Source organism: Cypionkella sp. TWP1-2-1b2 (assembly GCF_049896245.1).
In the GTDB taxonomy this organism is placed as follows: domain Bacteria; phylum Pseudomonadota; class Alphaproteobacteria; order Rhodobacterales; family Rhodobacteraceae; genus Cypionkella.
On sequence record NZ_JAFCTX010000020.1, the window covers coordinates 52491 to 76696 of the forward strand.

At 64.7% G+C, this 24206-nt stretch carries 32 protein-coding genes and 1 pseudogene; 26 read left to right on the forward strand and 7 right to left on the reverse strand.

The window, feature by feature from the left end; all coding sequences use genetic code 11:
• Positions 1–40 precede the first annotated feature (40 nt).
• From ACP7AP_RS14235 to ACP7AP_RS14315, 17 genes and pseudogenes are all read left to right on the forward strand, one after another.
• The gene (locus tag ACP7AP_RS14235) at positions 41–244 is read left to right on the forward strand and encodes a helix-turn-helix transcriptional regulator (RefSeq protein ID WP_349039190.1); all 204 of its coding nucleotides are present in this window, start codon (positions 41–43) and stop codon (positions 242–244) included.
• Positions 241–606 carry a hypothetical protein gene (locus tag ACP7AP_RS14240; RefSeq protein WP_426034865.1) on the forward strand — a complete coding sequence of 122 codons (366 nt, stop codon included), beginning with the start codon at positions 241–243 and terminating at the stop codon, positions 604–606. The genes ACP7AP_RS14235 and ACP7AP_RS14240 overlap by 4 nt, the downstream gene beginning before the upstream one ends.
• Before the next feature lie 27 nt (positions 607–633).
• A complete protein-coding gene (locus ACP7AP_RS14245) occupies positions 634–1122 on the forward strand; it encodes a hypothetical protein (protein ID WP_426034866.1) in 489 nt (162 codons plus the stop codon).
• Complete coding sequence (locus tag ACP7AP_RS14250; protein WP_426034867.1) at positions 1119–1985, forward strand: ATP-binding protein; 867 nt, start codon at positions 1119–1121, stop codon at positions 1983–1985. Before ACP7AP_RS14245 ends, ACP7AP_RS14250 begins: the two co-directional genes overlap by 4 nt.
• A gap of 19 nt (positions 1986–2004) precedes the next feature.
• On the forward strand, positions 2005–2604 hold the full coding sequence (locus ACP7AP_RS14255) for a hypothetical protein (protein WP_426034868.1): 600 nt from the start codon (positions 2005–2007) through the stop codon (positions 2602–2604).
• Positions 2605–2615: 11 nt separating this feature from the next.
• Complete coding sequence (locus tag ACP7AP_RS14260; RefSeq protein WP_426034869.1) at positions 2616–4307, forward strand: DEAD/DEAH box helicase; 1692 nt, start codon at positions 2616–2618, stop codon at positions 4305–4307.
• 212 nt (positions 4308–4519) lie between these two features.
• The gene (locus tag ACP7AP_RS14265) at positions 4520–4720 is read left to right on the forward strand and encodes a DUF6511 domain-containing protein (protein ID WP_426034871.1); all 201 of its coding nucleotides are present in this window, start codon (positions 4520–4522) and stop codon (positions 4718–4720) included.
• The gene (locus ACP7AP_RS14270) at positions 4717–5487 is read left to right on the forward strand and encodes a hypothetical protein (protein WP_426034873.1); all 771 of its coding nucleotides are present in this window, start codon (positions 4717–4719) and stop codon (positions 5485–5487) included. Before ACP7AP_RS14265 ends, ACP7AP_RS14270 begins: the two co-directional genes overlap by 4 nt.
• A complete protein-coding gene (locus tag ACP7AP_RS14275) occupies positions 5484–7901 on the forward strand; it encodes an AAA family ATPase (protein ID WP_426034875.1) in 2418 nt (805 codons plus the stop codon). The genes ACP7AP_RS14270 and ACP7AP_RS14275 overlap by 4 nt, the downstream gene beginning before the upstream one ends.
• 413 nt (positions 7902–8314) lie before the next feature.
• Positions 8315–8851 (forward strand): crossover junction endodeoxyribonuclease RuvC, encoded by a 537-nt coding sequence (locus ACP7AP_RS14280; protein WP_426034877.1) that lies wholly within the window; start codon positions 8315–8317, stop codon positions 8849–8851.
• Positions 8848–9054, forward strand: a complete 207-nt coding sequence (locus ACP7AP_RS14285; protein WP_426034879.1) for a hypothetical protein — start codon at positions 8848–8850, stop codon at positions 9052–9054. The genes ACP7AP_RS14280 and ACP7AP_RS14285 overlap by 4 nt, the downstream gene beginning before the upstream one ends.
• Entirely contained in the window at positions 9051–9479 is a 429-nt protein-coding gene (locus ACP7AP_RS14290; protein WP_426034881.1) for a DUF6362 family protein, read from the forward strand. The genes ACP7AP_RS14285 and ACP7AP_RS14290 overlap by 4 nt, the downstream gene beginning before the upstream one ends.
• Before the next feature lie 478 nt (positions 9480–9957).
• Entirely contained in the window at positions 9958–11301 is a 1344-nt protein-coding gene (locus tag ACP7AP_RS14295) for a site-specific DNA-methyltransferase (RefSeq protein WP_426034883.1), read from the forward strand.
• Positions 11302–11304: 3 nt separating this feature from the next.
• Positions 11305–11811: pseudogene (locus ACP7AP_RS14300) on the forward strand (DNA cytosine methyltransferase); the annotation flags it as partial.
• Between the two features lie 205 nt (positions 11812–12016).
• The gene (locus ACP7AP_RS14305; RefSeq protein WP_426034942.1) at positions 12017–12502 is read left to right on the forward strand and encodes a hypothetical protein; all 486 of its coding nucleotides are present in this window, start codon (positions 12017–12019) and stop codon (positions 12500–12502) included.
• On the forward strand, positions 12499–12807 hold the full coding sequence (locus ACP7AP_RS14310; protein WP_426034885.1) for a DUF7220 family protein: 309 nt from the start codon (positions 12499–12501) through the stop codon (positions 12805–12807). The genes ACP7AP_RS14305 and ACP7AP_RS14310 overlap by 4 nt, the downstream gene beginning before the upstream one ends.
• Positions 12782–13222, forward strand: coding sequence for a hypothetical protein (locus tag ACP7AP_RS14315; protein WP_426034887.1), 441 nt, complete (start codon positions 12782–12784; stop codon positions 13220–13222). The genes ACP7AP_RS14310 and ACP7AP_RS14315 overlap by 26 nt, the downstream gene beginning before the upstream one ends.
• A 79-nt stretch (positions 13223–13301) precedes the next feature.
• On the opposite strand, the gene ACP7AP_RS14320 is transcribed toward ACP7AP_RS14315, so the two are convergent.
• From ACP7AP_RS14320 to ACP7AP_RS14345, 6 genes are all read right to left on the reverse strand, one after another.
• A complete protein-coding gene (locus ACP7AP_RS14320) occupies positions 13302–13826 on the reverse strand; it encodes a DUF3489 domain-containing protein (protein ID WP_426034889.1) in 525 nt (174 codons plus the stop codon).
• Between the two features lie 87 nt (positions 13827–13913).
• Positions 13914–14144, reverse strand: coding sequence for a hypothetical protein (locus ACP7AP_RS14325; RefSeq protein WP_426034891.1), 231 nt, complete (start codon positions 14142–14144; stop codon positions 13914–13916).
• 117 nt (positions 14145–14261) lie between these two features.
• Positions 14262–14624 carry a hypothetical protein gene (locus ACP7AP_RS14330; protein ID WP_426034893.1) on the reverse strand — a complete coding sequence of 121 codons (363 nt, stop codon included), beginning with the start codon at positions 14622–14624 and terminating at the stop codon, positions 14262–14264.
• Positions 14621–14926, reverse strand: a complete 306-nt coding sequence (locus ACP7AP_RS14335) for a hypothetical protein (RefSeq protein WP_426034895.1) — start codon at positions 14924–14926, stop codon at positions 14621–14623. Before ACP7AP_RS14335 ends, ACP7AP_RS14330 begins: the two co-directional genes overlap by 4 nt.
• 10 nt (positions 14927–14936) lie before the next feature.
• On the reverse strand, positions 14937–15158 hold the full coding sequence (locus ACP7AP_RS14340; RefSeq protein ID WP_426034897.1) for a hypothetical protein: 222 nt from the start codon (positions 15156–15158) through the stop codon (positions 14937–14939).
• Positions 15159–15172: 14 nt separating this feature from the next.
• Positions 15173–15388, reverse strand: a complete 216-nt coding sequence (locus tag ACP7AP_RS14345; RefSeq protein WP_426034899.1) for a DUF6900 domain-containing protein — start codon at positions 15386–15388, stop codon at positions 15173–15175.
• 107 nt (positions 15389–15495) lie between these two features.
• Here ACP7AP_RS14345 and ACP7AP_RS14350 point away from each other — a divergent pair, with 107 nt between their 5' ends.
• Together ACP7AP_RS14350 and ACP7AP_RS14355 are read left to right on the forward strand one after the other, a co-directional pair.
• Entirely contained in the window at positions 15496–16098 is a 603-nt protein-coding gene (locus ACP7AP_RS14350; protein ID WP_426034901.1) for a hypothetical protein, read from the forward strand.
• Positions 16046–18052 carry a phage terminase large subunit family protein gene (locus tag ACP7AP_RS14355; RefSeq protein WP_426034903.1) on the forward strand — a complete coding sequence of 669 codons (2007 nt, stop codon included), beginning with the start codon at positions 16046–16048 and terminating at the stop codon, positions 18050–18052. The genes ACP7AP_RS14350 and ACP7AP_RS14355 overlap by 53 nt, the downstream gene beginning before the upstream one ends.
• A 19-nt stretch (positions 18053–18071) precedes the next feature.
• Here the strand turns inward: ACP7AP_RS14355 and ACP7AP_RS14360 are convergent, their stop codons facing one another.
• On the reverse strand, positions 18072–19025 hold the full coding sequence (locus tag ACP7AP_RS14360) for a DUF1186 domain-containing protein (protein ID WP_426034905.1): 954 nt from the start codon (positions 19023–19025) through the stop codon (positions 18072–18074).
• Positions 19026–19031: 6 nt separating this feature from the next.
• On the opposite strand from ACP7AP_RS14360, the gene ACP7AP_RS14365 reads away from it, so the two are divergent.
• Genes ACP7AP_RS14365 through ACP7AP_RS14395 form a run of 7 tightly spaced genes read left to right on the forward strand, consistent with a single transcriptional unit; the run spans position 19032 to position 24206 of the window.
• The gene (locus ACP7AP_RS14365; RefSeq protein WP_426034907.1) at positions 19032–19247 is read left to right on the forward strand and encodes a phage head-tail joining protein; all 216 of its coding nucleotides are present in this window, start codon (positions 19032–19034) and stop codon (positions 19245–19247) included.
• 3 nt (positions 19248–19250) lie between these two features.
• Positions 19251–20777 carry a phage portal protein gene (locus tag ACP7AP_RS14370; RefSeq protein ID WP_426034909.1) on the forward strand — a complete coding sequence of 509 codons (1527 nt, stop codon included), beginning with the start codon at positions 19251–19253 and terminating at the stop codon, positions 20775–20777.
• Positions 20778–20781: 4 nt separating this feature from the next.
• A complete protein-coding gene (locus tag ACP7AP_RS14375; RefSeq protein ID WP_426034911.1) occupies positions 20782–21846 on the forward strand; it encodes a head maturation protease, ClpP-related in 1065 nt (354 codons plus the stop codon).
• Positions 21847–21850: 4 nt separating this feature from the next.
• A complete protein-coding gene (locus ACP7AP_RS14380) occupies positions 21851–22216 on the forward strand; it encodes a head decoration protein (RefSeq protein ID WP_426034913.1) in 366 nt (121 codons plus the stop codon).
• Between the two features lie 36 nt (positions 22217–22252).
• Positions 22253–23266 carry a major capsid protein gene (locus ACP7AP_RS14385; protein ID WP_426034914.1) on the forward strand — a complete coding sequence of 338 codons (1014 nt, stop codon included), beginning with the start codon at positions 22253–22255 and terminating at the stop codon, positions 23264–23266.
• Positions 23266–23577 (forward strand): head-tail joining protein, encoded by a 312-nt coding sequence (locus ACP7AP_RS14390; protein ID WP_426034916.1) that lies wholly within the window; start codon positions 23266–23268, stop codon positions 23575–23577. Before ACP7AP_RS14385 ends, ACP7AP_RS14390 begins: the two co-directional genes overlap by 1 nt.
• On the forward strand, positions 23574–24206 hold the full coding sequence (locus tag ACP7AP_RS14395) for a DUF6441 family protein (RefSeq protein ID WP_426034918.1): 633 nt from the start codon (positions 23574–23576) through the stop codon (positions 24204–24206). Before ACP7AP_RS14390 ends, ACP7AP_RS14395 begins: the two co-directional genes overlap by 4 nt.

The following is a 24206-nucleotide window of genomic DNA, read 5'->3' on the forward strand; positions in this document are numbered from 1 at the left end:
CCGTGCATCTTCCTCCCAACAGAACACCGGGAGAGGAACGATGCAGACGAGAACCTGCCTGAACCAGACTGAACTTGCCGCGCGCTGGACGATTTCGGCGCGCACCCTTGAACGCTGGCGCTGGACCGGCGATGGCCCGGCCTTTCTGAAAATCGGCGGTCGCGTGGTCTACCGCCTCGAGGATGTGCTGGCCTATGAGCAGGCCCGCCAGCGCCGCAGCACCGCCGAGCGGGGCGCCGCATGATGGCCCGTCATTCCGTCCTCCGCGCAACCGGCGTCGTGTCGATCTTCGGTGCAGCCGGTCCGGCGCTCGATGAGATCGGGCTTTCGGCCTGGATCGCGCAGGCCGAACCCGGTGAGATGCTGGTCTACCATCGCGGCTTTCTTGCCGTCGATACCTTTGGCTCGGCCTCGCCTCTTTCGCCCGAACGCCGCTCAGCCCTGCGTCGGACCGCCGATGCCGCCCTGCGCGCTGCCGAACAGGACCTCGTCCATCTCGTGCAGGCCCGGATCGGGCCGGACCAGTTCGCCTACATCGCCGTCGCCCGGCGCAAGCCCCGCCAGGCCGGTGCGTCTCTCTCGGTGCGCCTGCTCGAGGCCGCCTGATCCCCATCCCCCAATACGGAGACCAAGATGCCATTCCCCGACAACACGCCCAGTATCGATGAGCTGATCAATCTGCCCGTGGGTGAGATCGCCCTGCTTCCGGTGGACCTGCTGGCCGCCATGCAGCGCGAAATCGACGTGGCTGCGAAGCAGATGAAGGCCGTGACGGCCCGCTTCAGCACCGCGCTGGAAGTCCGGTTTGCCACCCGCGCCGCCGAGGTGCGCAGCGCCTCTGGCAAGGACACCGGCACGGTGCGCTTTGATGAGGGTGATTTTACCATCGTCGCCGATCTGCCGAAGAGGGTGGATTGGGATCAAGACCGCCTGGCCGCCATGGTCGAGCGTATTCGCGCCGCCGGGGATGATCCTGCTGAGTATGTCGAGATCAGCTTCAAGGTGCCAGAGCGCAACTATGTCGCTTGGCCCGATGCCATCCGTCAGGGCTTCGAGCCCGCGCGCACGGTGCGGACCGGGACTCTGAAGGTCGAGATCCTCCCGCAAGGGGGTGCGCAGTGACCCTGCCCATCATCACCGCCGACCAGCGGCTGGCCGAACCGCGCGGTATCAAGGGCTGCATCTTCGGCAAGTCCGGCATCGGCAAAACCAGCCTTCTGTGGACGCTCGACCCCGCCCGCACGCTGTTCATGGATCTGGAAGCGGGCGATCTCGCCATCGAAGGCTGGCCCGGCGACAGCATCCGGCCGCGCACATGGGCAGAATGCCGGGACTTCGCGGTGTTCATCGGCGGGGCGAACCCCAGCCTGCGGGACGAGCAACCCTACAGCCCGGCGCACCACGCCGCCGTCTGCCAGAAGTTCGGAGATCAGGCCGCCCTCGACCGGTACGACACCATCTTCGTCGACTCGATCACCGTCGCCGGGCGGCTGTGCTTTCAATGGTGCAAGGGCCAGCCTGAGGCGCTGTCGGAAAAGACCGGCAAGCCGGATGTGCGCGGCGCTTACGGGCTGCACGGTCGCGAGATGATCGCCTGGCTCACGCATCTGCAGCACACGCGGGCCAAGAACGTCTGGTTTGTCGGCATCCTCGACGAGAAGCTCGACGACTTCAATCGCAAGGTCTTTCAGCCGCAGATCGACGGATCAAAGACAGGGTTGGAGCTGCCAGGGATCGTCGATGAAGTGATCACCATGGCAGAACTGAAGGCCGAAGGGGGCGATCCCTACCGTGCCTTCGTCTGCCAGACGATCAACCCCTGGGGCTTTCCGGCCAAGGATCGCTCTGGCCGCCTCGGCCTGGTCGAAGAACCCCACCTCGGCCGCCTGATGGCCAAGATCCGCAAACCCGCTGCCCCGGCGACCGAACGGCTGACCTATCAGCCGCCCGTCGAGGCAGCCACGCCCGCACAAACCCAATCCTGATCACAGAAGGAGGCACCCCATGGGGTCCTGGAACGATTTCAACGATGCGCAGAGCAATACCAATCTCATCCCGAAAGGCACGCTGGCCAAGGTGCGCCTGACCATCCGCCCCGGCGGCTTCGACGATGCCGCGCAGGGCTGGACCGGCGGCTACGCCACGCGCGGCTCGACCGGTGCTGTCTATCTGAACGGAGAGTTCACCGTGACCGAGGGCCAGTATGCCCGGCGCAAGATCTTTACCCTGATCGGGCTCTACAGCCCAAAGGGGCCGGATTGGGCGAACATGGGCCGCAGCCTCGTGCGCGGCATGCTGAATTCGGCGTGCGGGATTTCCGACAAGGATCAGTCGCCGCAAGCGCAGTCCGCGCGCCGGATCAACGGGCTCAAGGATCTCGACGGGATCGAATTCCTCGCGCGGATCGACGTTGGCACCGATGCCAGCGGCGACGACAAGAACGAGATCCGCAGCGCCGTGACGCCGGACCACCGGGATTACGCCCAGAATATGGGGCTGGCGCCGTCCTTCGCGGGGCAACCCGCCGCGGCAGCTATTCAGCAACCTGCCGCGGCACCGCAGCCATCGGCTGGGGTGCCCGGTCGTCCGTCCTGGGCGCAGTGAGGGCCTGATCCATGCGCCTTCGCCCCCGTCAGAGCCTCTTCGTGGAGCGCAGCCTCGCTGCGCTCTGCGATCATGGCAACACCCTCAGCATCGCCTCGACGGGGTTCGGCAAGACCATCGCCCTGTCGGCGGTCGTCGCAAAGTCCCTCGAGGGCAGCGACGCCAAGGCCTGCATCCTTGCGCATCGCGACGAGCTGACCGCGCAGAACCGCACCAAGTTCGGCCGAGTCGCGCCTGATATCTCCACCTCGGTGTTCGATGCCGAGACCAAGAGCTGGGCCGGTCGGGCCACCTTCGCCATGGTGCCGACGCTGTCGCGGCCCGCCAACATGGCCGCGATGCCCGCGCTCGACCTGCTGGTCATCGACGAGGCGCATCATGCGGTCGCCGACAGCTATCGCCGGATCATCGATCATGTCCGGGGTGCCAATCCCGCCTGCCAAATCTTCGGCGTCACCGCCACCCCGAACCGGGGGGATCGCAAGGGCCTGCGCGAGATATTCGACAATGTCGGCGACCAGGTGCGTTTGGGCGAGTTGATCGCGTCGGGCCATCTGGTGCCGCCGCGCACCTTCATCATCGACGTTGGCGTGCAGGAACAACTGCGTGCTGTGCGCAAGACCGCCGCCGACTATGACATGACCGAGGTCGCGCAGATCATGAACCGCGCGCCGGTGACCGACGAGGTGGTCCGGCACTGGCAGGAAAAGGCGAGTGAGCGGCCGACCGTCGTCTTCTGTTCCACCGTCGCCCATGCCGAAAACGTCGCGGCTGCTTTCAATGATGCGGGCATTTCGGCAGCCGTCATCCATGGCGATCTCGATGCCGGCACGCGCCGTCGGATCCTTGCCGCCTATGCTGCGGGCGAAATCCGCGTCATCGTCAACGTGGCGGTGCTGACCGAAGGCTGGGACCATCCGCCCACATCCTGCGTCGTGCTGCTGCGCCCCAGTTCCTACAAATCGACCATGATCCAGATGGTCGGGCGGGGCCTGCGCACGGTCGACCCGGAGGAACACCCTGGCATCATCAAGACCGACTGCATCGTGCTGGATTTCGGGACATCGAGCCTGATCCACGGCACGCTGGAACAGGATGTCGATCTGGACGGCAAGACCGAGACCGGTAAGGCCCCGACTAAAACCTGCCCGGCCTGCGATGCGGAGATCCCGCTTGCCGCAACCGAATGCCCGCTGTGCGGGGAGGCTTTTCCGCGCGAGATCGCGGAGACCGACGAAGGCGGGGATGCCACCCAGCTGTCGGGCTTCATCATGTCCGAAATCGACCTTCTGAAGCGGTCAAGCTTCGCATGGGTCGATCTGTTCGGCGATGATGCCGCCTTGATGGCCAACGGCTTCAATGCCTGGGGCGGGATCTTCTACCTCGATGGCCGCTGGCATGCCGTGGGCGGATCGAAGGGTCGTGCGCCCCGGCTTCTGGGCGTGGGTGAGCGGACGGTTTGCCTCGCGCAGGCCGATGACTGGCTGAATGAATACGAGACCGACGAGAGTGCCTTCAAATCGAAGGGCTGGCTGAAGCAGGCCGCGACCGAAAAGCAGCTGCAATATCTGCCGCCCGCGTTCCGGCAGGATTACGGCCTTACCCGCTACCGCGCCTCGGCGCTGATGACCTTCGGCTTCAACAAGCGCGAAATCCGCCAACTCGTCGGCCGCGCTAGCCCGGACATCGGGAGGGCAGCGTGAACCATGCGGCGCACATCGCACCGCCCATCCGACCGGCTTCGGATCGCGTGTGCCACTGGCATCCGCGCCTTCAACCCTGCGCCGTTTGCCTGCGCCCCGCCCAAGGCTTCGGCTTCTTCAACCCCGCCAAACCACGCCCCCGCAACCATCGTTGGTTCTGCTCGATGCCCTGCCAGGCATGGTTCGCGGCCCTCCATCGCAAAGGACTGACCATGCAGGGAACGACAGAGGAAGAGCGCCTCGCCATCGCGGTGGTGATGAAGCGTCTGGGCCAGACGATGGACCAGATCGGCTGGGACAAGCGGCTCCGTGATCTCACCGCCACTGACGTCACCGCGCTGATCGAGGAGGTGCTCGAAAGCTACGGGGCCGAGATGTCGCGCATCGCAGCATCATCAGAGGTGCCATTTTGACGCTGGATTTCAACCCGCGCCCCTCCATGGCCGACCGGATCAACACATTGGTCGACGCAGCACTGATTGCCGAGCGCGAGGCGACGCCGCCCCGGACCTATCTCGGCGCGTCCCGGCTGGGGCATGCCTGCGAGCGCGCCTTGCAGTTCGAATTCGTGGGCGCCCCGAAAGACGAGGGCGCGGACTTTGGCGGCCAGACGCTGCGGATCTTCGCGATCGGCCACCAGCTCGAGGATCTGGCAATCCGCTGGCTGCGTGCGGCCGGGATCGACCTCTACACCCGCAAGGGCAATCGCCCTGATGGCGAGCAGTTCGGCTTTTCCGTCGCGGGCGGTCGCATTCGGGGCCATGTCGACGGGATCATTGCCAACGCCCCGGCTGCACTCGGTCTGCGCACCCCCGCGCTCTGGGAGTGCAAGACCATGAACGCCAAGAACTGGCGGGCCTGCGTCAAGGACGGGGTCACGGTCTCCAAGCCGGTCTATGCCGCCCAGATCGCGATCTACCAGGCCTATATGGAAGCGACCGTACCGGGCATCTCGGCCGCGCCGGCGCTGTTTACTGCGATCAACAAGGACACGGCCGAGCTACACCACGAACTGGTGCCATTCGATGCGGCCCTCGCGCAGCGCATGTCCGATCGCGCGGTGCGAATCCTTCAGGCCACCGATGCAGGCGATCTGTTGCCGCGTATCGCCGCCAGCCGCGACTTCTTCGAATGCCGGTTCTGCTCGCACGCCGAGCGGTGTTGGGGGCTGGCCGCGTGACCTATGCACCCGACGATCCGCCCGACCCGCCCCAGATGCCCGACGCACCCCATGCAGCCAAGGAAGCAGCAATGCCCACCGATCATGATGATCATCAGACCCGGACAGAGCCCCCGAAGGAGAATCTCGTCCATTTCAACCCCTGGCGGGATTTCAACGACGCGACCCCGATGGTCGATGTCTTCGGCGACGAGCCGGACCCCATGCAGATCGCCCAGTTCATGCAGGTTGTCTTCGGCTATTGTGACGGGTTGATCCCGGTCCGCAGTTTCATCGACAAGGGTCAGGGCATCGACGGCCGCCCGCATAACACTTGGATCGAGGCGAATGCCGAGACGCCGGACAAGATGGCGACCTTCGCCACGTGGGCTTCGCGGGAAGGGGCCGCCGTCTACGTGATCCCCGGCACCGTTGCCGCCCCCGGCCAAGCCAAAGCCGCGGAAATCCTGCAGATGCAGACCGTCGTCGTCGACATCGACACCGGCGACATCGCCACGAAGCGTGCCCATCTGGAGCGCCACCTCGGCCAGCCCACCATGGTTGTCGAAAGCGGCGGGGTCACGGCTGAGGGTCAGCGCAAGTGTCATATCTGGTGGAAGCTCAGCGAGCCCGCAGAAGGCGATGACATCCGGCGGGTGTGCCGCCTGCGGGGCGACATTGCTGCCAAGGCCGGTGGCGACATGCATTTCCGCTCGGCCCACCAGCCGATCCGCGTAGCAGGCTCGGTTCATTTCAAGAACAACGTCAAGACTCTCGTGCAGATCGTCGAACTGCATGACGACATGGAACGCGATCTGGGCGAGTTCATCGATGCCGTCGCCGACATGCCGCCAGCCCCCGGCGTGACGCTGCAGCCTGACTTTGGCTCGCCCGACAAGCCCCTTGTCGGCGAAGTGCTGGTGACGCCTGTGCGCGAAGGCAACGAGGACGACTGGTCCCGCTTCGAAGGTGCCTCTGCCGCCATCGGGCATTTCATCCGAATGGTCCATGAAGGCCGGATGTCCAAGGGCGAAGGCTGGGAAGGCATTTGCGGATACAATGCTGCCATGCTGCGGCCAGAGTGGCCTGTCGAACGGTTGAAACGCGAGTCCGAACGGCTTTGGGCCATTCATGTCGAAAAGCATGGACCGCCGCTGGTCCGGTTGGACAGTGCGGCACCGGTGCCCAACGAGGTGCCCATATTCACGCTGGGATCGCTGCTCGACGACATCAGCCCGATGCCTTCCGACATCATCGCCCCCCGCGTGCTGACGCCTGGCGGGCTTCTGGTGCTCGGTGGCGCGCCCAAGGTCGGCAAGAGCGATCTCCTGATCTCCTGGCTCGTGCACATGGCGGCAGGCCAGCCGTTTTTGGGCTTCACCCCGCCGCGCCCGCTGCGTGTGTTCTACCTGCAGGCCGAGATACAGTATCACTATCTGCGCGAACGCCTGCAGCAGATCACCCTTCCGCGTAGGCTTATGGCGGCTGCACGCGACAACCTTGTCGCGACACCCAAGCTGCAGATGCTGCTCGACTCAGAAGGCAGCATGCGTGTTGCCACCGCAATCCGGCGCGCTTTTCCAGCCGAACCTGTCGACATCATCTGCATCGACCCGATCCGCAATCTCTTCGACGGCGGCCCGGATGGCGGCAGCGAGAACGACAACGCGGCGATGATGTTCTTCCTGAAAGACCGGGTCGAGGTCCTGCGCGATCACATCAACCCGGACTGTGGCGTCATCCTCGTCCACCACACCAAGAAACTCTCGAAGCAACAGGTCAAGGACGATCCGTTCCTCGCTCTGTCCGGGGCAAGTGCCCTGCGCGGTTTCTACACTTCCGGCCTGATCCTGCATCGCCCCGATGAGGACGCGTCCGAGCGCAAGCTGGAGATCGAGTTGCGTAATGGCCCGGCGTTACCGTCAAAGCTGATCGACAAGGTCAAGGGCGAATGGGTCGAGATCAACCCGATGAACGAGCGGCTGGTCCGGGTGGACGTTGGCGCGAGGCATGATTCCGAGCGGGAGCGCAAGGGCGACGTCATCACCACCATCCTGGTGGAAGAAGCGCTCAGGGGTCGGATGTATACGATGACCCAGTTTGCGGAAGCCTTCGAGAATAAGGCTGGCCTCAGCGGCGCGGCGGGCATTCGTGACCGCCTGAACGTGCTGACCACCAAGGGCATCATCAAGTTCGTGAAGGGCGAGGCGGCTTTGGCCATCGGCCTCCCCTCGGATCGCAGCAAATTCGGCTACCTCTGCGTCGAAGGTCTGGCGCTTGCGACAGGGGCTGAGGCGATCGATGCAACCACTGGCGAGGTCTTTCCAGAGGCCGTCCAGATCTTGCCCAGCCATTTCAAATGCGCCCAGACGGGGGCCGTCCTCCCCGTCGAAAACCGTGACGTCTGGGTCCATGCGGAGGGCAAGAATCCATGATCCCGGCCTGCAAATCCGCCGGCAAAATCTGCGTTTTCCGCTGCCAAATCTGGCCAGATTTTGCCAAATCCTGGATTTGGCCCGGTTCTCAAATCTGGGTTTCCCCGTTCCATTTCAATGTGTTGTGGGGCGCACTCCAGATTTGCCAGTGGGTCGTGCCCAATCTGCTCACAAATCTGGGATTTCTAAACAAGAACAGACACTTCTGCCAGATTTCAGATTTGTCAGAAAGCACCCCTAAAGGGGTGGGTGGACTCCCCCCGCAGGCGGGGAGGTCCACCACCCACCCCTGGGCAATCTTCTCGAGCCCAAGTTCTGGGTCGAGATCAATCCGATGACAGCGACCCGACCTGCCCGGGCACATGCCTGCCGTCGTTGCCCATCCCCGCAGCCAACCCGAAAAGGAGACCACAATGGCTGAACTGACTTTGACCACCCGCTCGCGAGAGGCCATCCCCGACATGCCACTGGCATTCCGCGCTGATCGCACCCTGCTGGCGCTCGACCTCGGAACCATGACAGGATGGGCGCTGCATGGCGTCGATGGGCTGATCACCAGTGGCACCGTGTCCTTTCGCCCGGGTCGGTTCGATGGCGGCGGCATGCGCTACCTGCGGTTCACCAACTGGCTGGGCGAGTTGGACCGTCTCTCGGGGCCAATCGCCTCCATCTGGTTCGAAGAGGTTCGCCGTCATGCGGGCACTGACGCCGCCCACGTCTATGGCGGGCTTATGGCCACGCTGACCGCTTGGGCAGAGCTGCGGGGCGTGCCTTACGAAGGCGTGCCGGTCGGCACCATCAAGCGCCACGCCACCGGCAAGGGCAACGCCGACAAGGAGGCGATGATCGCCGCCGCCCGGGCCCGTGGCTTCAGCCCCGCCGACGACAACGAGGCCGATGCCATCGCAATCCTGTTCTGGGCGCTCGAGACCAAGGGGGGCCTGCAATGACCGGGATGCGGTTCACGCCGAAGGGCTATGGCGGCCATCGCCGCAATCCCGATGAGGTCAAGCGCGACGGATGGCGCGAACAGGGCGTGCTTGCCGTCGCCATGGACGATCACCGCCTGACCTGGCCGGAACGGGAACTGGTGCGCCAGCTCGGGGAGAAACTCTATGGCACCGCCATCGGCGGGCGGGAGGTGCAACGATGACCGTCTGGACCCCCGCGCTGGTCGAGGAACGGCTGGCCGAAGCCGCCTTCGTTCTGAAGCGCCTGCCTGAGCCCCGGCGGCAGGGCTACTTCAGCACCTGGCCAGAGTTTGTCTACAGCTTCGCCGACAAGGTGGGGCAGGAGCCGAAGCCCATGCGCGTGCTGCCCTCCCCGCAGGCGATTAGCCGGATGGAGGAGACGCTGACCTGGACGGCCTGCCTCGAACCGATCGACGGCAAGATCGTCTGGATGAAAGCGCATGGCGAACGCTGGAAGGAGATCTGCTGGGCCGTTGGTCTGCATCGCTCGGCAGCTCATCAGCACTGGCAATTCGGGATTTCTGTCATCGCGCTGACCCTCAACAAGCGGCGGTTCAACCGCAACCTGTCGAAGCAACGGGTAATCGAACTGGCCAGTGGCGCGTAACCCTGCGCGCCACATGGGAAAGTGTCCGCCGGACAGTTTTCGCTGAGACAGAAACCATCTCCCGAGGGTATGAATTGGATATACTCGGGAGAGGCGCGTGTGGGAGACTACCCGCGCAATCGGTCTCGGGATGGATGCCGTGGTGGACCCCAGAGTCCGAACCGGGGTCCAGCCGGAGCCGGATGACGGCCCGAGCCGCCAAGTCATTGTTTTCCGGTTCCTTTCGGGCCGAAAACGTATGCTGGGGGGCGAGGCGCGGCACAGCGCCAGCGTCAGAGCGATTTTTTTGGGAAGCCACCCCCTCGGGAAGCCACCCCGGAACTGCTGAAATAGCACAATAAAACAGGCGCTTGTCTGCTGGACTCCGGGGTGGATACCCTGGACCCCGGAGTCCAGTCGGAAGCCTGTGAAATCCAGCCTGGACTCCGCCGCCGGAGTCCAGCCCGCAAGCCACGCCCATCCTTCAACAGGACATCGCATGACCCTCAGCTTCGCCCCGGAGCGCATCGAGCAATGGCCGCTCGCGCGCTTGCAGCCTTATGCCCGCAATGCCAAGACCCATGGCGCGGATCAGGTCGCCAAGATCGCCGCCAGCATGGCCGAGTTCGGCTGGACGGTGCCCTGCCTTGTGGCCGAGGATGGCGAGTTGATCGCGGGCCATGGCCGGGTGCTGGCCGCGACGCAGCTGGGGCTGACCGAGGCACCGGTGATCGTGCTGGGGCACCTGACCGAAGCGCAGCGGCGGGCGTACCGGATCGCCGACAATAAATTGACGGAACTCGGCACCTGGGACGAGGCGCTGCTGTCGGCGGAACTGAACGACCTCTTGGCCGAGGATTTCGACCTGTCGTTGGTCGGCTTTTCGGACGGCGAGTTGGACAAGCTGCTGGCCTATGTGCCCGAGGGGGACGGCGAGGAAGGTGGTGGCGCCAGCGTGCCGCCGGTGACCATCCCGGAACCGCCGCGCAACCCGGCGTCGCGCATCGGCGACCTGTGGATTCTCGGCGAGCACCGGCTGCTCTGCGGAGACAGCACCAGCCATACCGACGTGCGCCGCTTGATGAACGGCGAAAGGGCGATCCTGTTTGCGACCGACCCGCCATATCTGGTCGACTACGACGGCTCAAACCATCCAACTCGGAACAAGGACTGGTCGCAATCTTACGGCGTCACCTGGGACGATTCCTCGCAGGGCGCGGAACTTTACGATGGCTTCATCGCCGCTGCCGTGGCTGAAGCCATCGCCGAAGATGCCGCTTGGTACTGCTGGCACGCCTCGCGTCGCCAGGCGATGCTGGAAGCCTGCTGGGAAAAGGTGGGTGCCTTCGTCCACCAGCAGATCATCTGGGTGAAGGACCGCGGCGTTCTGACCCGGTCGCATTACCTCTGGAAACACGAGCCCTGCTTCATGGGCTGGATCAGGGGCAATCGGCCGCCGAAAGTGGCCGAGGAAACGCTGCCCTCGACGTGGGCGCTGCCCAGCTTTGCCAAGGACGACCGGCCCGATCATCCGACGCCGAAACCGCTCGACGCCTTCGGCATCCCGATGCGCCAGCATGTGGCGCGGGGCGGGCTTTGCTATGAGCCGTTCTGCGGTTCGGGTTCGCAGATCATAGCGGGCGAAGCCAATGGCCGCCGCGTCTTCGCGATGGAGATCAGCCCGGCCTACATCGACGTCGCTGTCGTGCGTTGGCAGGCTGAGACCGGTCGCGACGCGCTCCTTGATGGCGATGGCCGATCTTTCACGCAGGTGAAGGCCGAGCGGTTGGGCGAGGGCCCGGCCGAGGCCACCACCGATCCGAAACAGAAATCCGCAGCCTGAGGTATGCATGACCTGGCTTTACCTTCCTCCGGACTTGGCTCCGGAACCGCAGATGCATGCCTGCTCGGCCTCTCCCTCTGCTCCGGCGCTGGCGGGCTCGACCTCGGACTGCACCTTGCCCTCCCCGGATATCGTGCTGTGGGCTATGTCGAGCGGGAGACCTTCGCCGCAGCCACTCTCGTGGCGCGGATGGAAGACGCGTCCCTGGATCAGGCTGTTGTCTGGGATGACATTGGAACCTTCGATGGCCGCCCTTGGCGCGGCGCGGTGGATTTTCTTAGCGCAGGCTACCCTTGCCAGCCATTTTCCGTCGCAGGCCGACGGCTCGGCACCGAGGATCCGCGCCATCTCTGGCCACATGTCGCCCGCATCATCGGCGAAGTCGAACCACCATTCGTGTTCCTCGAGAATGTCGCCCATCATCTGCGCCTCGGATTCCCCGAAGTCGCCGCAGGACTGGTCAGCATGGGCTACAAGCTTGCGGCAGGCCTCTTTACGGCGGCGGAAGTCGGTGCGCCCCACAGGCGCGAACGGCTGTTTATCCTCGCCATCCGCGAGGGCTGCGAGTTGGCCGACCCCGCGCGCCTGCTCTGGAACCCGGTCGAGTGGCGGGAACCGGACCGAGATGCTGCGGCTCTGGCCGACGCCCCGTGCCAGTGCCAACGAGAACCGGCAGACGAAACCGACGCCCACGCAGGAAGCGGGTCAGCATGGGATGAACCTCGCCACCACGGCAGCACTCTGGCCGACGCCGCAGACCGACAGCTTTCGCAGCCGGGGTGGCGAGCGGAAGGGCGAAATGGGTTTGGACCGCTTGGCGCGGGACTGGCCGACGCCGATGGCGAACGACGGCTGCAAACCGAGCGCGGGCAACCGCCGGACGGCGGATCTGACCCATGCGGCGGGGATGTGGATGACGCCGACGGCTCTCGATCACAAGGACGGGGCGACGACATTGGCGAACACGCCGGTCAACGGCCTGCTTGGCCGCCAAGTCCTGGTGATGAAGGTGGCTGGGAGCGATACCTGCGATGTGCGCAGAACCTTGAACCCGCTGTTCGTCGAGGCGCTGATGGGCTGGCCCACCGGGTGGACCGGCTTCGCCTCTGTGGCAACGGCGTGGTCCCCCTGGTTGCAGCGCATGCGCTGCGAACTCTGGCAGCTGAATTGCTGGCCGATGGATGATCGGGTGCCAGCATGAAGCAGTCGCGTGCCATGTCGCTGGTCGAGGCCGTCGCCAATGTGGTCGTGGGCTATGTGCTGGCCATCGCGACGCAGATCGTGGTGTTCCCATGGTTCGGGATCGAAACGGGATTGGCAGAGCACCTGACCATCGGGCTTGCCTTCGTCGGCGTGTCGCTGGTGCGTGGCTATGTGCTGCGGCGGCTGTTCGAGCGAGGGCGATGCCCCCAAACCGTGGTTGACCTGCTGAGACGGTGGTGCTTTACGCCCGCACCTGAAGCATCAGGGTGCGGCGAAGATGAACAACCACGAAGACATCCGTGACAAGTTGGTGAAACTCGAGGCGCTCTTTGCGCGCGGGGCGACGGCCGGGGAACGGGCAGCAGCCGGGGTGGCGCTCGGACGGATGCAGGCAAGGTTGGATCTGGCCGGAGCCAAGGCCGCTGAGCCAGAAACCGAATTGCAGTATATCCTTCCGGATGTCTGGGCCGTGCGGGTGTTCGTGGCGCTGTGTCGCAAGCATGATGTGAAGCCCTATCGGTACCCTCGCCAGCGACGAACGACTGTCATGGTGCGAGCCCGCAAGCGTGATTTCGAGCGAACAATCGCCGCCGAGTTTCAGAACCTCCATAGGGAACTGACACGCTATTTCGACGAGATGGTGAACCACCTCATCGCTGATGTCATGAAATCCGACGGCGATGACGAGACGCTGGAGCAGCGCCAGATCGGCAAATAGTCAGGCGGGCTGGAACGAGAAAGCCGCCGACCGGGTACCGGTCGACGGCGGCAATGGCGGGCGGCGGTCGTACCTGCGATCAGGTGTTGGAAGTTTTGTACACGCGACCCCGACTGTCGACTTTTTCCGAGGTGATGGTCAGGCCGAGCTTTTTCTTCAGCGCGCCGGACAGGAAGCCCCTCGCGGTGTGACCGGCCCAGTTGGTTGCGGCCATGATCTCGGCAATGGTCGCACCACCTTCGGATTTCAGCAGCGCAATCACCGCCTCTTGCTTGGTGCCGCTGCGCGAGCGGATGGTGCGGGGCGGGGCCGCATTTTCGGGCGCTGTGTCAGTCGCGGACGCTTCAGTGATCCCAAGCGTCGAATAGGCCAGCGGCGTGGCGCGCAGGGTGATCGAGCCGCGCTCTTCGTCGTGCCGCCAGACGGTGTTCAGGTCGGTGGCGGCAACTTCCTCAAGGAGGGCGTGCTTTAGAAGGCTTTTACACACGTTGCCGACGGCACCGCCTTTCAGCTTGGCGGTGATCGGAAACACCATCCCGTCGTCGCGTCCGCAGGCGGTTGAAAGAATGATGGATTGGGTGTCAGTCAGCTGGATCTGGGTCATCGTCGTCTCCGTATCGAGGCGCGAAAATCGCAACCCTCCTACGAGGCCAAACCCGCCAGTCGGCGGGCGTGTCCCGGAAGGGGTTCGTCACTCGGCGTGTTCGCCTTCCTTGAAGGCGCTGTCGGCAATCTCGCGCAGCTTGGCGCGGTAGTGGTTCAGGGTGCCGACGTGCCCCCAGTGGATCTCGTCGGGGCTAGTCTCGAAGTGGTCATCGCTGAGGGCCTTCAGGCGCTCCAGCATCGCGTCGATCTGGAGCTTGGTGATCATGAAGGCGTCGAGGGCTTTGTCATTGGAAGCGGTGACGCGGCGCGTGGTCATGGCGGTGGCTCCTTGGGGTGAGTTTCATCGTTTTCCTGTGACAACCATCGCTCTGGCGGTGTGATTATTGTAGGCAATTATGAGCAGTATCATGGCTTTATGATCGGCCGCCTTGGCTCAGGCGATCCGATCCGGATCGATCAGCGCGGCCTGTTCAGCTTCATGACGCTGGGCCGCGTCGGGCGGGTCGCGGCGGGCATTGGCAATCGCCACGAAGAGCGCGCGGGCGACGGCTGCCACTTCGTCCGCCCCGGCGCTGGTCATGTCGGCGTCATGGATGGCGATGGCCTCGCCCAGATCGGTCAGGGCATAGATTGTGGCGAATTCCGCCTCGGTCGGGTCGCAGGTGATTGTGTCGCGATCATCGGGGCTGACGGCGACGTTGCGGCAGAAGCGCAGGTCAAACCCGATGGCACATTCGCGGCGAGCAAGATCAGCGAGAGTTTCGTCCTCGGGCAAGCAGTTGACAGGCAGGGTCATGGCAAGGGCCTTTCGGGTGCATGCGTTTCGGGATCGAGTTCGGCCCAAGCCCCGTCCTGCCACACATAGAGGTGGCAGAATTGGCAGGTCGGGCTCGGCAAGGTTGGCGGGTCTCTGGGCTTGTCGAAAGCTTCGGTCTCGTCGGCGCGGACCTGCCGGATTTCCTTGGCGGCGAGGATGTCCTCGGGCGTCCAGCGCGCTAGCGCGGGCAGCATGTGCGAGGGGTAGCCGTCGAAATGAACATAGACATGCGCCCATTCCTCGGGGCCGATCTGGATGGCGATCTGCGCGCGGGTGCTCATGATCGCGCCCTCAGATCAGCTGCAGATCGACCAGCACCGCGCTGGCAGCGGCCAGTTGCGCGGTCGGCAGGTCGATCTTCAGGTGCGAGAACAGGTCCGAACAATCGGCATTGATCCCGGCTTCACGCAGCGCGGCTTTAACGACCTCGGCCACCACGCTGGGGCGGCTGCGGTCGAGATGGTCGGGCAGCGTGGCGACGTCGATGCGGATGGTGGTGGTTGCCATGGTCATAACTCGTCCCTCCTTCAGCGATGGGTGGCGGCGGCCAACATGGCCTTGGCACCAGCGATGCGCCCGGCCTCGTAGGCTGCTTCCAGCGCGCTGCGGATCGCCCAGACGGCGACATCGTGGAAATCGAGGCCGTCGCTGTTGCGGGTCTCCAGCGTCTCGATGCTGGGGAAATGCGTTTGCGCAACATCCAGCAGGAGGGCGTCAGGGGCGGGTTTGGTCTTGGTGGTCATGGCGTTTGCTCCGGGTCGGGTGCGTTGCTGCAAGATCACGTTCGCTCTCGTCCGGATGCTTATCAACTGAATAAGTCTATGGTTTTGAATGATAATCGGAGCGCGTGATGGAGGGCATGAGCGAGCGGCAGTACGCCGCGTACGTCGGCCTGTCGCGGGGCGCGATCCAGAAAGCCAAGGAGGCCGGGCGGCTGGTTCAGCACGCCGACGGCTCGATTGATGCCGTCGCATCCGACGCGCGGCGGGCCGCGATGACGGATCCAGCAAAGCAGCGCGGTGCGTCAGCAAATCCACCGCCACCGGCAGCCAAGCTGAAGCCGGTGCCCGACACTGCTTTGTCGGCAGTGGGCGACACCTTGCGGGAGAACGGCTTGGTGGCGCCCGTCACTGGCGGTGGCACGACCTTTCTGCAGGCCAAGACCGCCAACGAAGTGTTGAAGGCGCAGGAGCGCAAGCTGAAGCTCGCCAAGCTGAAGGGCGAGTTGATTGATCGCGACCGTGCGGTGGGGCTGGTGTTCCGGCTGGCGCGGGAGGAGCGCGATGCCTGGGTGACCTGGCCCGCGCGGGCCGCGGCACTGATGGCGTCCGAACTGGGGGTGATGATCGCGGATCACGGAGTGCTGGAGCCCGCCATGATGCAGAAGGTGCTGGAAGCCCATGTCCGTGCCCAACTCGACAGCCTCGCCGAGGTCCGCATCGACCTTCGCTGAGGGCAATGACGGATCGGCGGCCTTCGACGGTGCCGATGAACTTCTGCGTGCCTGGGGCCGGGGCGTCCGGCCCGATGCCGATCTGACCGTGTCGCAGTGGGCCGATGCGCACCGGATGCTGGGCTCGCGCGCCAGCGCTGAACCGGGGCGGTATCGCACCGCGCGCACGCCCTACATGCGCGAGATCATGGATGCGCTGTCGCCGAGTTCCGCCGTTCAGCGCATCGTGTTCATGAAGGCGGCGCAGGTCGGCGCGACCGAGGCCGGGAACAACTGGATCGGCTTTGCCATCCACCACGCACCGGGGCCAATGCTGGCGGTGCAACCGACGGTAGAACTGGCGAAACGCAACTCGCGCCAACGCATCGATCCACTGATCGAGGAAAGTGCTGCCCTGCGCGAGCGGGTCAAACCGGCGCGGTCGCGCGATGCCGGCAACACCATGCTGTCGAAGGAATTTGCTGGCGGCATCCTGATCATGACTGGGGCCAACTCGGCGGTGGGGCTGCGCTCGACTCCGGCGCGCTACATCTTTCTGGACGAAGTCGACGCCTATCCTGCGTCAGCGGATGAGGAGGGCGATCCGGTCAGCCTGGCCGAAGCGCGGTCGCTGACCTTCGCGCATCGCCGCAAGGTGTTCCTGGTCTCGACCCCGACAATCCAGGGTTTGAGCCGGATCGAGCGCGAATATGACGCCAGCGATCAGCGCCGGTTCTTTGTGCCATGCCCACATTGCCACCAGTTTCAGTGGCTGAAGTTCGAGCGGCTGCGCTGGGAGAAAGGGCGGCCCGAGGCGGCGGTATATCACTGCGAGGGCTGCGAACGCCCCATCGCGGAACATCACAAGACGGCGATGCTGGAAGCTGGCGAATGGCGCGCAACCGCCACCGCCGCCGATCCCGGCACCGTCGGCTATCACCTCTCGGCGCTCTATTCGCCGATCGGCTGGCTCAGCTGGGAGCGGATTGTGCGGGCATGGGAGGCGGCGCAAGGTTCGGACGAGGCGATCCGGGCGTTCAAGAATACCATTCTTGGCGAGACATGGGTTGAGAGCGGCGAAGCGCCGGACTGGTCGCGGCTTTATGATCGCCGTGAGTCGTGGAAGCCGGGCATCGTTCCGGCAGGCGGGCTGTTCCTGACTGCGGGGGCCGACGTCCAGAAGGACCGGATCGAGGTCGATGTCTGGGCCTGGGGCCGGGGCGGAACAAGCTGGCTTGTCGATCACATCGTCATCGAGGGCGGGCCGGATCATCAGGGTGCCTGGTCGGAGCTGACTAAGCTGTTGGACCGGACATGGGTCCACCAAAACGGCGCGCAGTTGCGGCTGGCGAAACTCGCCATCGACACCGGTTATGAGGCTCCGGCGGTTTATGCATGGTCACGGCGGCAGGGCATAGCGCAGGTCGCGCCGGTCAAGGGCGTCGAAGGGTTCAATCGTTCGAGCCCGGTGTCAGGACCCACTTACGTCGATGTGACCGACGCGGGCAAACGCCTGCGCCGGGGCGCGCGGCTCTGGACGGTGGCAGTGTCCACCTTCAAGGCGGAAACTTACCGCCATCTCGGTCTGCCGCGCCCGACGAAGGAGGAACTGGCCGAGGGGGTGCAGTTTCCGCCCGGCACCGTGCATCTGCCCGACTGGGTGGAAAGCGAATGGCTGAAGCAGCTGGTGGCCGAGGAACTGGTCACCGTGCGCACCAAGCGCGGCTTTGCCCGACTGGAATGGCAGAAGCTGCGCGAGCGCAATGAGGCGCTGGACTGCCGGGTGTATGCCCGCGCCGCCGCCTGGATCGTCGGGGCTGACCGCTGGTTCGATGCGCGCTGGGTCGATCTGGAAGCGCAGGTGGCTGCTGATGGCAACGATGACGGCGGTCACGACAAGGCCGCCGCTGGATCCATCCGTGCCGTGCGCAGTCCCGCGCGGCGCAGGTCGGTGGCGTCGAATTACATGAGGTGATCGGCCCGGGCTTAGGGCTTCATTGCAGGCAGCATTTCTTGTACTTCCTGCCACTGCCGCAAGGACAAGGGTCGTTGCGGCCCACTGGTGGTGCAGGGTTCTTGAAGAACTCAGTCCAGGGAGCCACACGTAAATCGTTGCTGACCTTGCGCGCCTTCTGCTGCTCGAAGAATGCATCTGTGTAGCAGTGCCATTTCGACAGTTCGGCGATGGAATCGGTGATCGGGCCTTTGCCGTAGCGGGGGTTTCCGGAGACGCCATTCGCATCACGGGTGGCGTGCAGGTCTTCGAGAAAATGCGAGAAGTCGCAATAATCCTTGGGGATCACGCCTTTATCGAAAAGCTCGCGAACCGCTTCGGTCATGTCCTCAAGCCCAAGATCGGAAATCGTCTCGGTCAACCCCAGCAGCACATCTGTGGCTGACTTGAGGTGGCGCGTCCGGAAAGTCCGGATGAACTCCTCGATCGCAGGGCGCTGGTCAGGATGAAGGTCTGCGATCAAGACCAAGGCGCTCATCAGCGAGCTGCGCGCGAAATCATCGGCGCGCAGGTCAAGAATGGCATCAAACAAAGGCCGCAGATCGCTGTTGAAGGTAGCAGCAATGACGCGAAAGCTGACTTCCGTCACCGCATCGCCAAGGGTGTGATCGAGGGTTCTGGTTGGGCGGCGCAGCATGTGAAGCAATGGGCGATAGGCATGTGTGACCTGCCATTCGCCCAGCAGATAAAAGACCGGAATGAGTGCGACCAGATCAGCATCGCGCATGGACGACACCTGTTGGCGTCCGAGCCGTTCAACCAGTTCGATGAAAATCGGTGTCATTTCTTCACGCCGCTCGCCTGCGGCGGCCATGGCAGCTTTTGGGAAAATGTCGTTCCGCGCGAGATCGCGCATTATTTCGGTTGGGGTCATCGCTTCGCTTTCAATCAGCAGGCCATCGACCTTGTGAACCAAACAATCTGGCAAGGTCAATCACACATGCCCACAACAGCAGAACTGAAGACCCGTCGCGAGGCGCTGGCGGCGTCACGCTCTTCCGGCGTGGCGCGGGTGAGCTATGACGGCAAGACGGTGGATTACCGCAGTCTGGCCGAGATCGACCGAGCCATCGAAGTGCTGGACCGCGAGATCGCGACCGCCGAAGGACGCAGGATCATCCGGCAGGTGCGCGTGATCACCTCCAAGGGATTGTAGCGCATGGGCTGGCTCGATGCCTTTCGCCGCCGGGAAACCGGTGGCCCAAAAGAGGTGCGTGCGCGGCTGGAAGGCGCGATGTCGCAGCGCCGGCTGCGGGGTTGGCTGCCGCCGCTGGAAAACATCAACTCGCTGGTCGCCTCGGGTGGCCCGCGTCTGCTGGCGCGGTCGCGCGAACTGGTTGTGACCAACGGTTATGCCGCCAATGCCTGCGAGGCCTTTGCCTCAAACCTGGTGGGCGACGGGATCAAGCCGTCGTCGCTGATCGAGGATCCGGCCTTGCGGGACCGGGTCCAGCGGCTCTGGCTGGCCTGGACCGACGAGGCCGATGCCGACGGGCTGACCGATTTCTACGGCTTGCAGGCGATGGTCGCGCGCGAGATGTTCGTCGCGGGCGAATGCTTCGTGCGGCTGCGCCCACGCCGGGCCGAGGATGGGCTGCGGGTGCCGATCCAGCTGCAATTGCTGCAATCGGAAATGCTGCCGTTCGAGAAGATTGAGATCGCCGCCAACGGCAATCGCATCCGTTGCGGCATCGAGTTCGATGCCATCGGGCGTCGCGTCGCCTATCACTTCCGTCGCCGCCATCCCGGCGACAGCACCGATCAGGGCATGGTCACGTCTGAAACGGTGCGTGTCCCCGCCGACGAAGTCCTGCACATCTACCGCCCCATCGACGCCGGCCAAATCCGGGGTCTGCCGCATGTGGCCCCGGCGATGGTGCGGCTGTTTCTGCTCGACCAATACGACGACGCAGAACTCGACCGGAAGAAGACGGCGGCGATGTTCGCGGGCTTCATCACCAAGACCGCACCCGAAGAGCAGCTGATGGGGGAAATCGAGGCGACCGACGACAGCGGTGCAACCGTCAGTCTGGAACCCGGCACCTTGCAGGTGCTGCTGCCCGGCGAGGATGTAAAATTCTCCAGCCCCGCCGATGTTGGTGGGGGCTATGAGGCGTTCCAGTACCGGACGCTGCTGTCGGTCTCGGCTTCGCTCGGGTTGCCCTATCATCTGGTGACCGGCGATGTGCGGCAGGCCAACTATTCCAGCCTGCGCGCCGAACTGGTCGAGTTTCGCCGCCGCGTCGAGCAGTTGCAGCACGGTGTGATCGCGCATCAGCTGTGCCGCCCGGTCTGGGCGCGCTGGCTGGAAACCGCGGTGCTGGCGGGGGCGTTGGACCTGCCAGATTTTGCCCGATCACCGGCACGCTATCGCCCGGTGAACTGGATCCCGCCGCGCTGGGATTGGGTCGATCCCTTGAAGGACATCCAGGCGCAGGTGCTGGCGATGGAAGCCGGGATCATCTCGCGCCGCAAGGTTGTCGAGGCCACCGGCTACGACGTCGAGGAAATCGACCGCGAGAATGCATCGGATGCCAAACGCGCCGGGGAGATGGGTCTGCACTACCGCACCAGCCCCGGTGAGACACAGGGGGCGCGGGCGACACCGCAAACCCTGCCGGAAACCGGCGCGTCCGGAACCGGCTCGGCCGACACGACCGGAACCGATACACAACAAGGGGCGTAAGCCAATGAACAGCTGGTACACGATCCGCGCCCAAGCCACGGGTGCGGAGGTGGTGATCTATGACGAAATCGGGGCTTACGGCGTCTCGGCCAAGGGGTTCCTCGCCGAGCTTGGCGCATTGCCGGATGGCACGCCGCTGGCCCTGCGGCTGAACAGCCCCGGCGGTTCGGTCTTCGACGCGGTCGCGATCTACAACGCCATCAAGCGCCATTCCGGCACGGTCACGGTATGGATCGACGGCATCGCCGCCTCAGCTGCGTCCTATATCGCCATGGCGGGCGACGAAGTGGTGATGCCGGAAAACGCCTTCCTGATGATCCACGATCCTGCCGGGATGGTCATGGGCACCGCCACCGACATGCGGGCGATGGCCGAGGCGCTGGACAAGATCAAGGGCAGCCTTCTACAGGGTTATGCCGCCAAGTCCGGACGACCGCAGGAAGAAATTGCCCCCTTGATGGCGGCGGAAACCTGGCTTGATGCAAAGGATGCGCTGGATTTCGGTTTTGCCGACCGGATCGCTGAACCGGTTCGGATCGCCGCACGTTTCGACGTGGGACGCTTTCGCAATGCACCGCCCGCGCTTGCCAAGCCTGTTGTCGATGCGGACGAGGTGAACCCGGAGCACACTGCGGTGGCGGACGCCGAGGACGAGGACGAGGACGAGGACGAGGAAACCGCTTCCGATCCAGCGACTGGCTATGAAACTCTTGGGGCTCACAAGACTTTCGGCACCGACACCGTCCCGCCTGTCGATCCTGACCCGCCACCCGAAGCCGATTGCACCGTTGCCGCTGCCAACGATGCAATCAATGCCGCCAACATCCGCGTCGAGGCTCTGACCCACGCCCGCGCCGTCGTCGACCTCTGCCGTCTCGCCGGGCAACCGCAGATGGCAGGCCGGTTCCTCGAACGTGACACCGGCATCGACGACGTCCGCGCCGCCCTGCTGGCCACCCGCGCCGAGGCCGTGCCCGACATCTCCGCCGCCCATCCGCAACCCGGCCGCCCGTCTGGCGCGCGCCCCTGGGGCGACGTCATCGCCCGCACCTTCCGTCTGAAAGGATAAGACCATGACCACGCTTACTGAAACCCGCCACGCGGGCGGCTTCCTCGTCTGGGAAGCACTGCGCGATTATTGCCGCAGCACCGTCATCCTGGCCTCCGGCGACCTCCAACCCGGCACCATTCTGGGCAAGATCACCGCCTCCGGCAAATACGCGGCCCACGATCCCGCCGCCGCGAACGGCACCCAGACGGCGGCGGCCATCCTCTGGGACAGTGTCGACGCCAGTGGCGGTGATACCAATGCCGTGGTGCTGATCCGCGGTCCGGCCATCGTCAACCAGCATGAGATCAGTATCCCGGGCGCGCCCACCGCGCCGCAGATCGCCGCTGCCCATGCAGCGCTGCTGACGCTCGGCATCCTCGTCCGCTAACCCGGACATCCACCCCCTCAAATCAGGAGGCACCCCATGGCCACCATGGACATTTTTGAAGGCGATGCCTTCTCGATCATCGAACTCACCCGCGCGTTGGAAAACATCCCCTACAAGCCCGCCACCCTGTCCGGGTCGGGCCTGTTCGGCCCGCGTGGCGTCCGCTCGCGCACTGTGGTGATCGAGAGCCGCGACGGCACGCTGTCGCTGATTCCGTTCTCTGAACGGGGCTCGGCTTATGACCAGCAGACCCCGGAACGCCGTGATGTGCGCGCCTTCGTCTGCCGCCAATTCAAGAAGCAGGACGTGATCTGGGCCTCGGAAATCCAGCAAGTGCGCGACTTTGGGTCCGAGTCCGCCACCCAGCAAGTGCAGGCCGAAGTCGCCCGCAAGCTGGGCCGCCTGCGCAACGACGCCGAGACCACCTTCGAGTATCACCTCTTCAACGGCATCCAGGGGCTGGTAAAAGACCCGCGTGATGGCGCCACCGTGGTGAACTATTTCACTGAGTTCGGCATCACCCCGGCCACGGAGGTGGATTTCGACCTCGACAACGCCACTCCAGCGTCCGGCGCACTGCGCAAACGCTGCCAGGCGCTGATCGAAAGCGTCGAGGATACGATGGGCGGCCTTGCCACCGGTGCCATCGCGCTGCGCGCCGAATGCGGCTCCGCCTTCTTCGCCGATCTGGTGGCCCATAAGGAGGTGCGCGAGACCTACCTGAACACCGCCGCCGCCGCTGACCTGCGGTCGCGCATCGCCGATGAGGTCAGCTTTGGCGGCATCACCTTCCGCCGCTATCGGGGCGGTGCGGGCTTTGGCGTGGCGACCGATAAGGCGGTGTTCTATCCCGAAGCGGTTGACGGACTTTTTGAGATCTACCACGCCCCCGCCGACACCTTCGAGACCGTGAACACGCTGGGCCAGCCGCTCTACGCCCGGATGATTCCCGACCGGGATCGCGACGAATGGGTTCGCCTCGAGATTGAGTCGAACCCGCTGCCGATCTGCACCCGCCCGCAGGTGCTGCGTTCGGCGCGGCGGACGTGATGAACGCCTTTGCCGCCGCCATCGAGATGCTCTTCGCGGATCCAAACATCGGCGCGGAGGCAATCTACACGTCCGACGGCGGCGCGCCCGTTCTTGTGCGCGCCGTCGCCCGGCGCCAGGATGCCGTCACCGACTTCGGCGATGCCCGACTCTGGTCGGAAACCACGCGGATCGACCTGCGCGTCGCCGAGGTGCCAAACCCGCGTCCCGGCGACCGGATCGAGATCGACAGCGAAGCTTTCCTCATTCAGGGCGAGCCCGTCCGCGACCGCGAGAGGCTGGTCTGGACCGTGGATCTGAGGCCTGCATGAAACTGAAACTCGACATCACCCCGGACATCGTCGCCATGATGGCGGCAGAAGTCGCGGCCGGGGAACGCGCCGTCACGGTCGCCATGCGCGAGGCCGGGGCCGGTCTGAAGTCCGCCTGGCGTGCACAAATCACTGGTGCTGGCCTTGGCACCCGGCTTGCCAACTCGATCCGGCTCGCCAGCTTCCCGAAGTCGGGCGAAAGTCTGAATGCAGCAGCGCTGGTCTGGTCGAACGCGCCAGTGATCGTCGGCGCGCATGACACCGGCCCGCTAATCCGCTCAAAAAGCGGCTTCTGGCTGGCGATCCCCACCCCAGCGGCGGGCAAGTCAACCCGTGGCGGCCGTATCAGCCCCGGCGAATGGGAACGCCGCACCGGCCTGCGCTTGCGCTTCATTTATCGCCGCCGTGGGCCGAGCCTGCTGGTGGCGGAGGGACGGCTGAACTCCAAGGGCCGGGCTGTCGCATCACGGTCGAAAACCGGGCGGGGCGTCGTGACTGCGCCGATCTTCCTACTGGTGCCGCAGGTCAAGCTGCCGAAGCGGCTCGATCTGGCACGTGATGCCGAGCGGGCGCATACAAAAGTGCCGGGGCTGATCGTGGCGAATTGGGTGGACGATCGGATTGGCTGA

Bases quoted from the DNA above. Each gene is read 5' to 3' on its own strand.
- ACP7AP_RS14235 (WP_349039190.1), top strand. From the start codon at position 41: ATGCAGACGAGAACCTGCCTGAACCAGACTGAACTTGCCGCGCGCTGG.
- ACP7AP_RS14240 (WP_426034865.1), top strand. From the start codon at position 241: ATGATGGCCCGTCATTCCGTCCTCCGCGCAACCGGCGTCGTGTCGATC.
- ACP7AP_RS14245 (WP_426034866.1), top strand. From the start codon at position 634: ATGCCATTCCCCGACAACACGCCCAGTATCGATGAGCTGATCAATCTG.
- ACP7AP_RS14255 (WP_426034868.1), top strand. From the start codon at position 2,005: ATGGGGTCCTGGAACGATTTCAACGATGCGCAGAGCAATACCAATCTC.
- ACP7AP_RS14260 (WP_426034869.1), top strand. From the start codon at position 2,616: ATGCGCCTTCGCCCCCGTCAGAGCCTCTTCGTGGAGCGCAGCCTCGCT.
- ACP7AP_RS14265 (WP_426034871.1), top strand. From the start codon at position 4,520: ATGCAGGGAACGACAGAGGAAGAGCGCCTCGCCATCGCGGTGGTGATG.
- ACP7AP_RS14280 (WP_426034877.1), top strand. From the start codon at position 8,315: ATGGCTGAACTGACTTTGACCACCCGCTCGCGAGAGGCCATCCCCGAC.
- ACP7AP_RS14285 (WP_426034879.1), top strand. From the start codon at position 8,848: ATGACCGGGATGCGGTTCACGCCGAAGGGCTATGGCGGCCATCGCCGC.
- ACP7AP_RS14290 (WP_426034881.1), top strand. From the start codon at position 9,051: ATGACCGTCTGGACCCCCGCGCTGGTCGAGGAACGGCTGGCCGAAGCC.
- ACP7AP_RS14295 (WP_426034883.1), top strand. From the start codon at position 9,958: ATGACCCTCAGCTTCGCCCCGGAGCGCATCGAGCAATGGCCGCTCGCG.
- ACP7AP_RS14305 (WP_426034942.1), top strand. From the start codon at position 12,017: ATGAACCTCGCCACCACGGCAGCACTCTGGCCGACGCCGCAGACCGAC.
- ACP7AP_RS14310 (WP_426034885.1), top strand. From the start codon at position 12,499: ATGAAGCAGTCGCGTGCCATGTCGCTGGTCGAGGCCGTCGCCAATGTG.
- ACP7AP_RS14315 (WP_426034887.1), top strand. From the start codon at position 12,782: ATGAACAACCACGAAGACATCCGTGACAAGTTGGTGAAACTCGAGGCG.
- ACP7AP_RS14320 (WP_426034889.1), bottom strand. From the start codon at position 13,826: ATGACCCAGATCCAGCTGACTGACACCCAATCCATCATTCTTTCAACC.
- ACP7AP_RS14325 (WP_426034891.1), bottom strand. From the start codon at position 14,144: ATGACCACGCGCCGCGTCACCGCTTCCAATGACAAAGCCCTCGACGCC.
- ACP7AP_RS14330 (WP_426034893.1), bottom strand. From the start codon at position 14,624: ATGACCCTGCCTGTCAACTGCTTGCCCGAGGACGAAACTCTCGCTGAT.
- ACP7AP_RS14335 (WP_426034895.1), bottom strand. From the start codon at position 14,926: ATGAGCACCCGCGCGCAGATCGCCATCCAGATCGGCCCCGAGGAATGG.
- ACP7AP_RS14340 (WP_426034897.1), bottom strand. From the start codon at position 15,158: ATGACCATGGCAACCACCACCATCCGCATCGACGTCGCCACGCTGCCC.
- ACP7AP_RS14345 (WP_426034899.1), bottom strand. From the start codon at position 15,388: ATGACCACCAAGACCAAACCCGCCCCTGACGCCCTCCTGCTGGATGTT.
- ACP7AP_RS14350 (WP_426034901.1), top strand. From the start codon at position 15,496: ATGGAGGGCATGAGCGAGCGGCAGTACGCCGCGTACGTCGGCCTGTCG.
- ACP7AP_RS14355 (WP_426034903.1), top strand. From the start codon at position 16,046: ATGTCCGTGCCCAACTCGACAGCCTCGCCGAGGTCCGCATCGACCTTC.
- ACP7AP_RS14365 (WP_426034907.1), top strand. From the start codon at position 19,032: ATGCCCACAACAGCAGAACTGAAGACCCGTCGCGAGGCGCTGGCGGCG.
- ACP7AP_RS14370 (WP_426034909.1), top strand. From the start codon at position 19,251: ATGGGCTGGCTCGATGCCTTTCGCCGCCGGGAAACCGGTGGCCCAAAA.
- ACP7AP_RS14375 (WP_426034911.1), top strand. From the start codon at position 20,782: ATGAACAGCTGGTACACGATCCGCGCCCAAGCCACGGGTGCGGAGGTG.
- ACP7AP_RS14380 (WP_426034913.1), top strand. From the start codon at position 21,851: ATGACCACGCTTACTGAAACCCGCCACGCGGGCGGCTTCCTCGTCTGG.
- ACP7AP_RS14385 (WP_426034914.1), top strand. From the start codon at position 22,253: ATGGCCACCATGGACATTTTTGAAGGCGATGCCTTCTCGATCATCGAA.
- ACP7AP_RS14390 (WP_426034916.1), top strand. From the start codon at position 23,266: ATGAACGCCTTTGCCGCCGCCATCGAGATGCTCTTCGCGGATCCAAAC.
- ACP7AP_RS14395 (WP_426034918.1), top strand. From the start codon at position 23,574: ATGAAACTGAAACTCGACATCACCCCGGACATCGTCGCCATGATGGCG.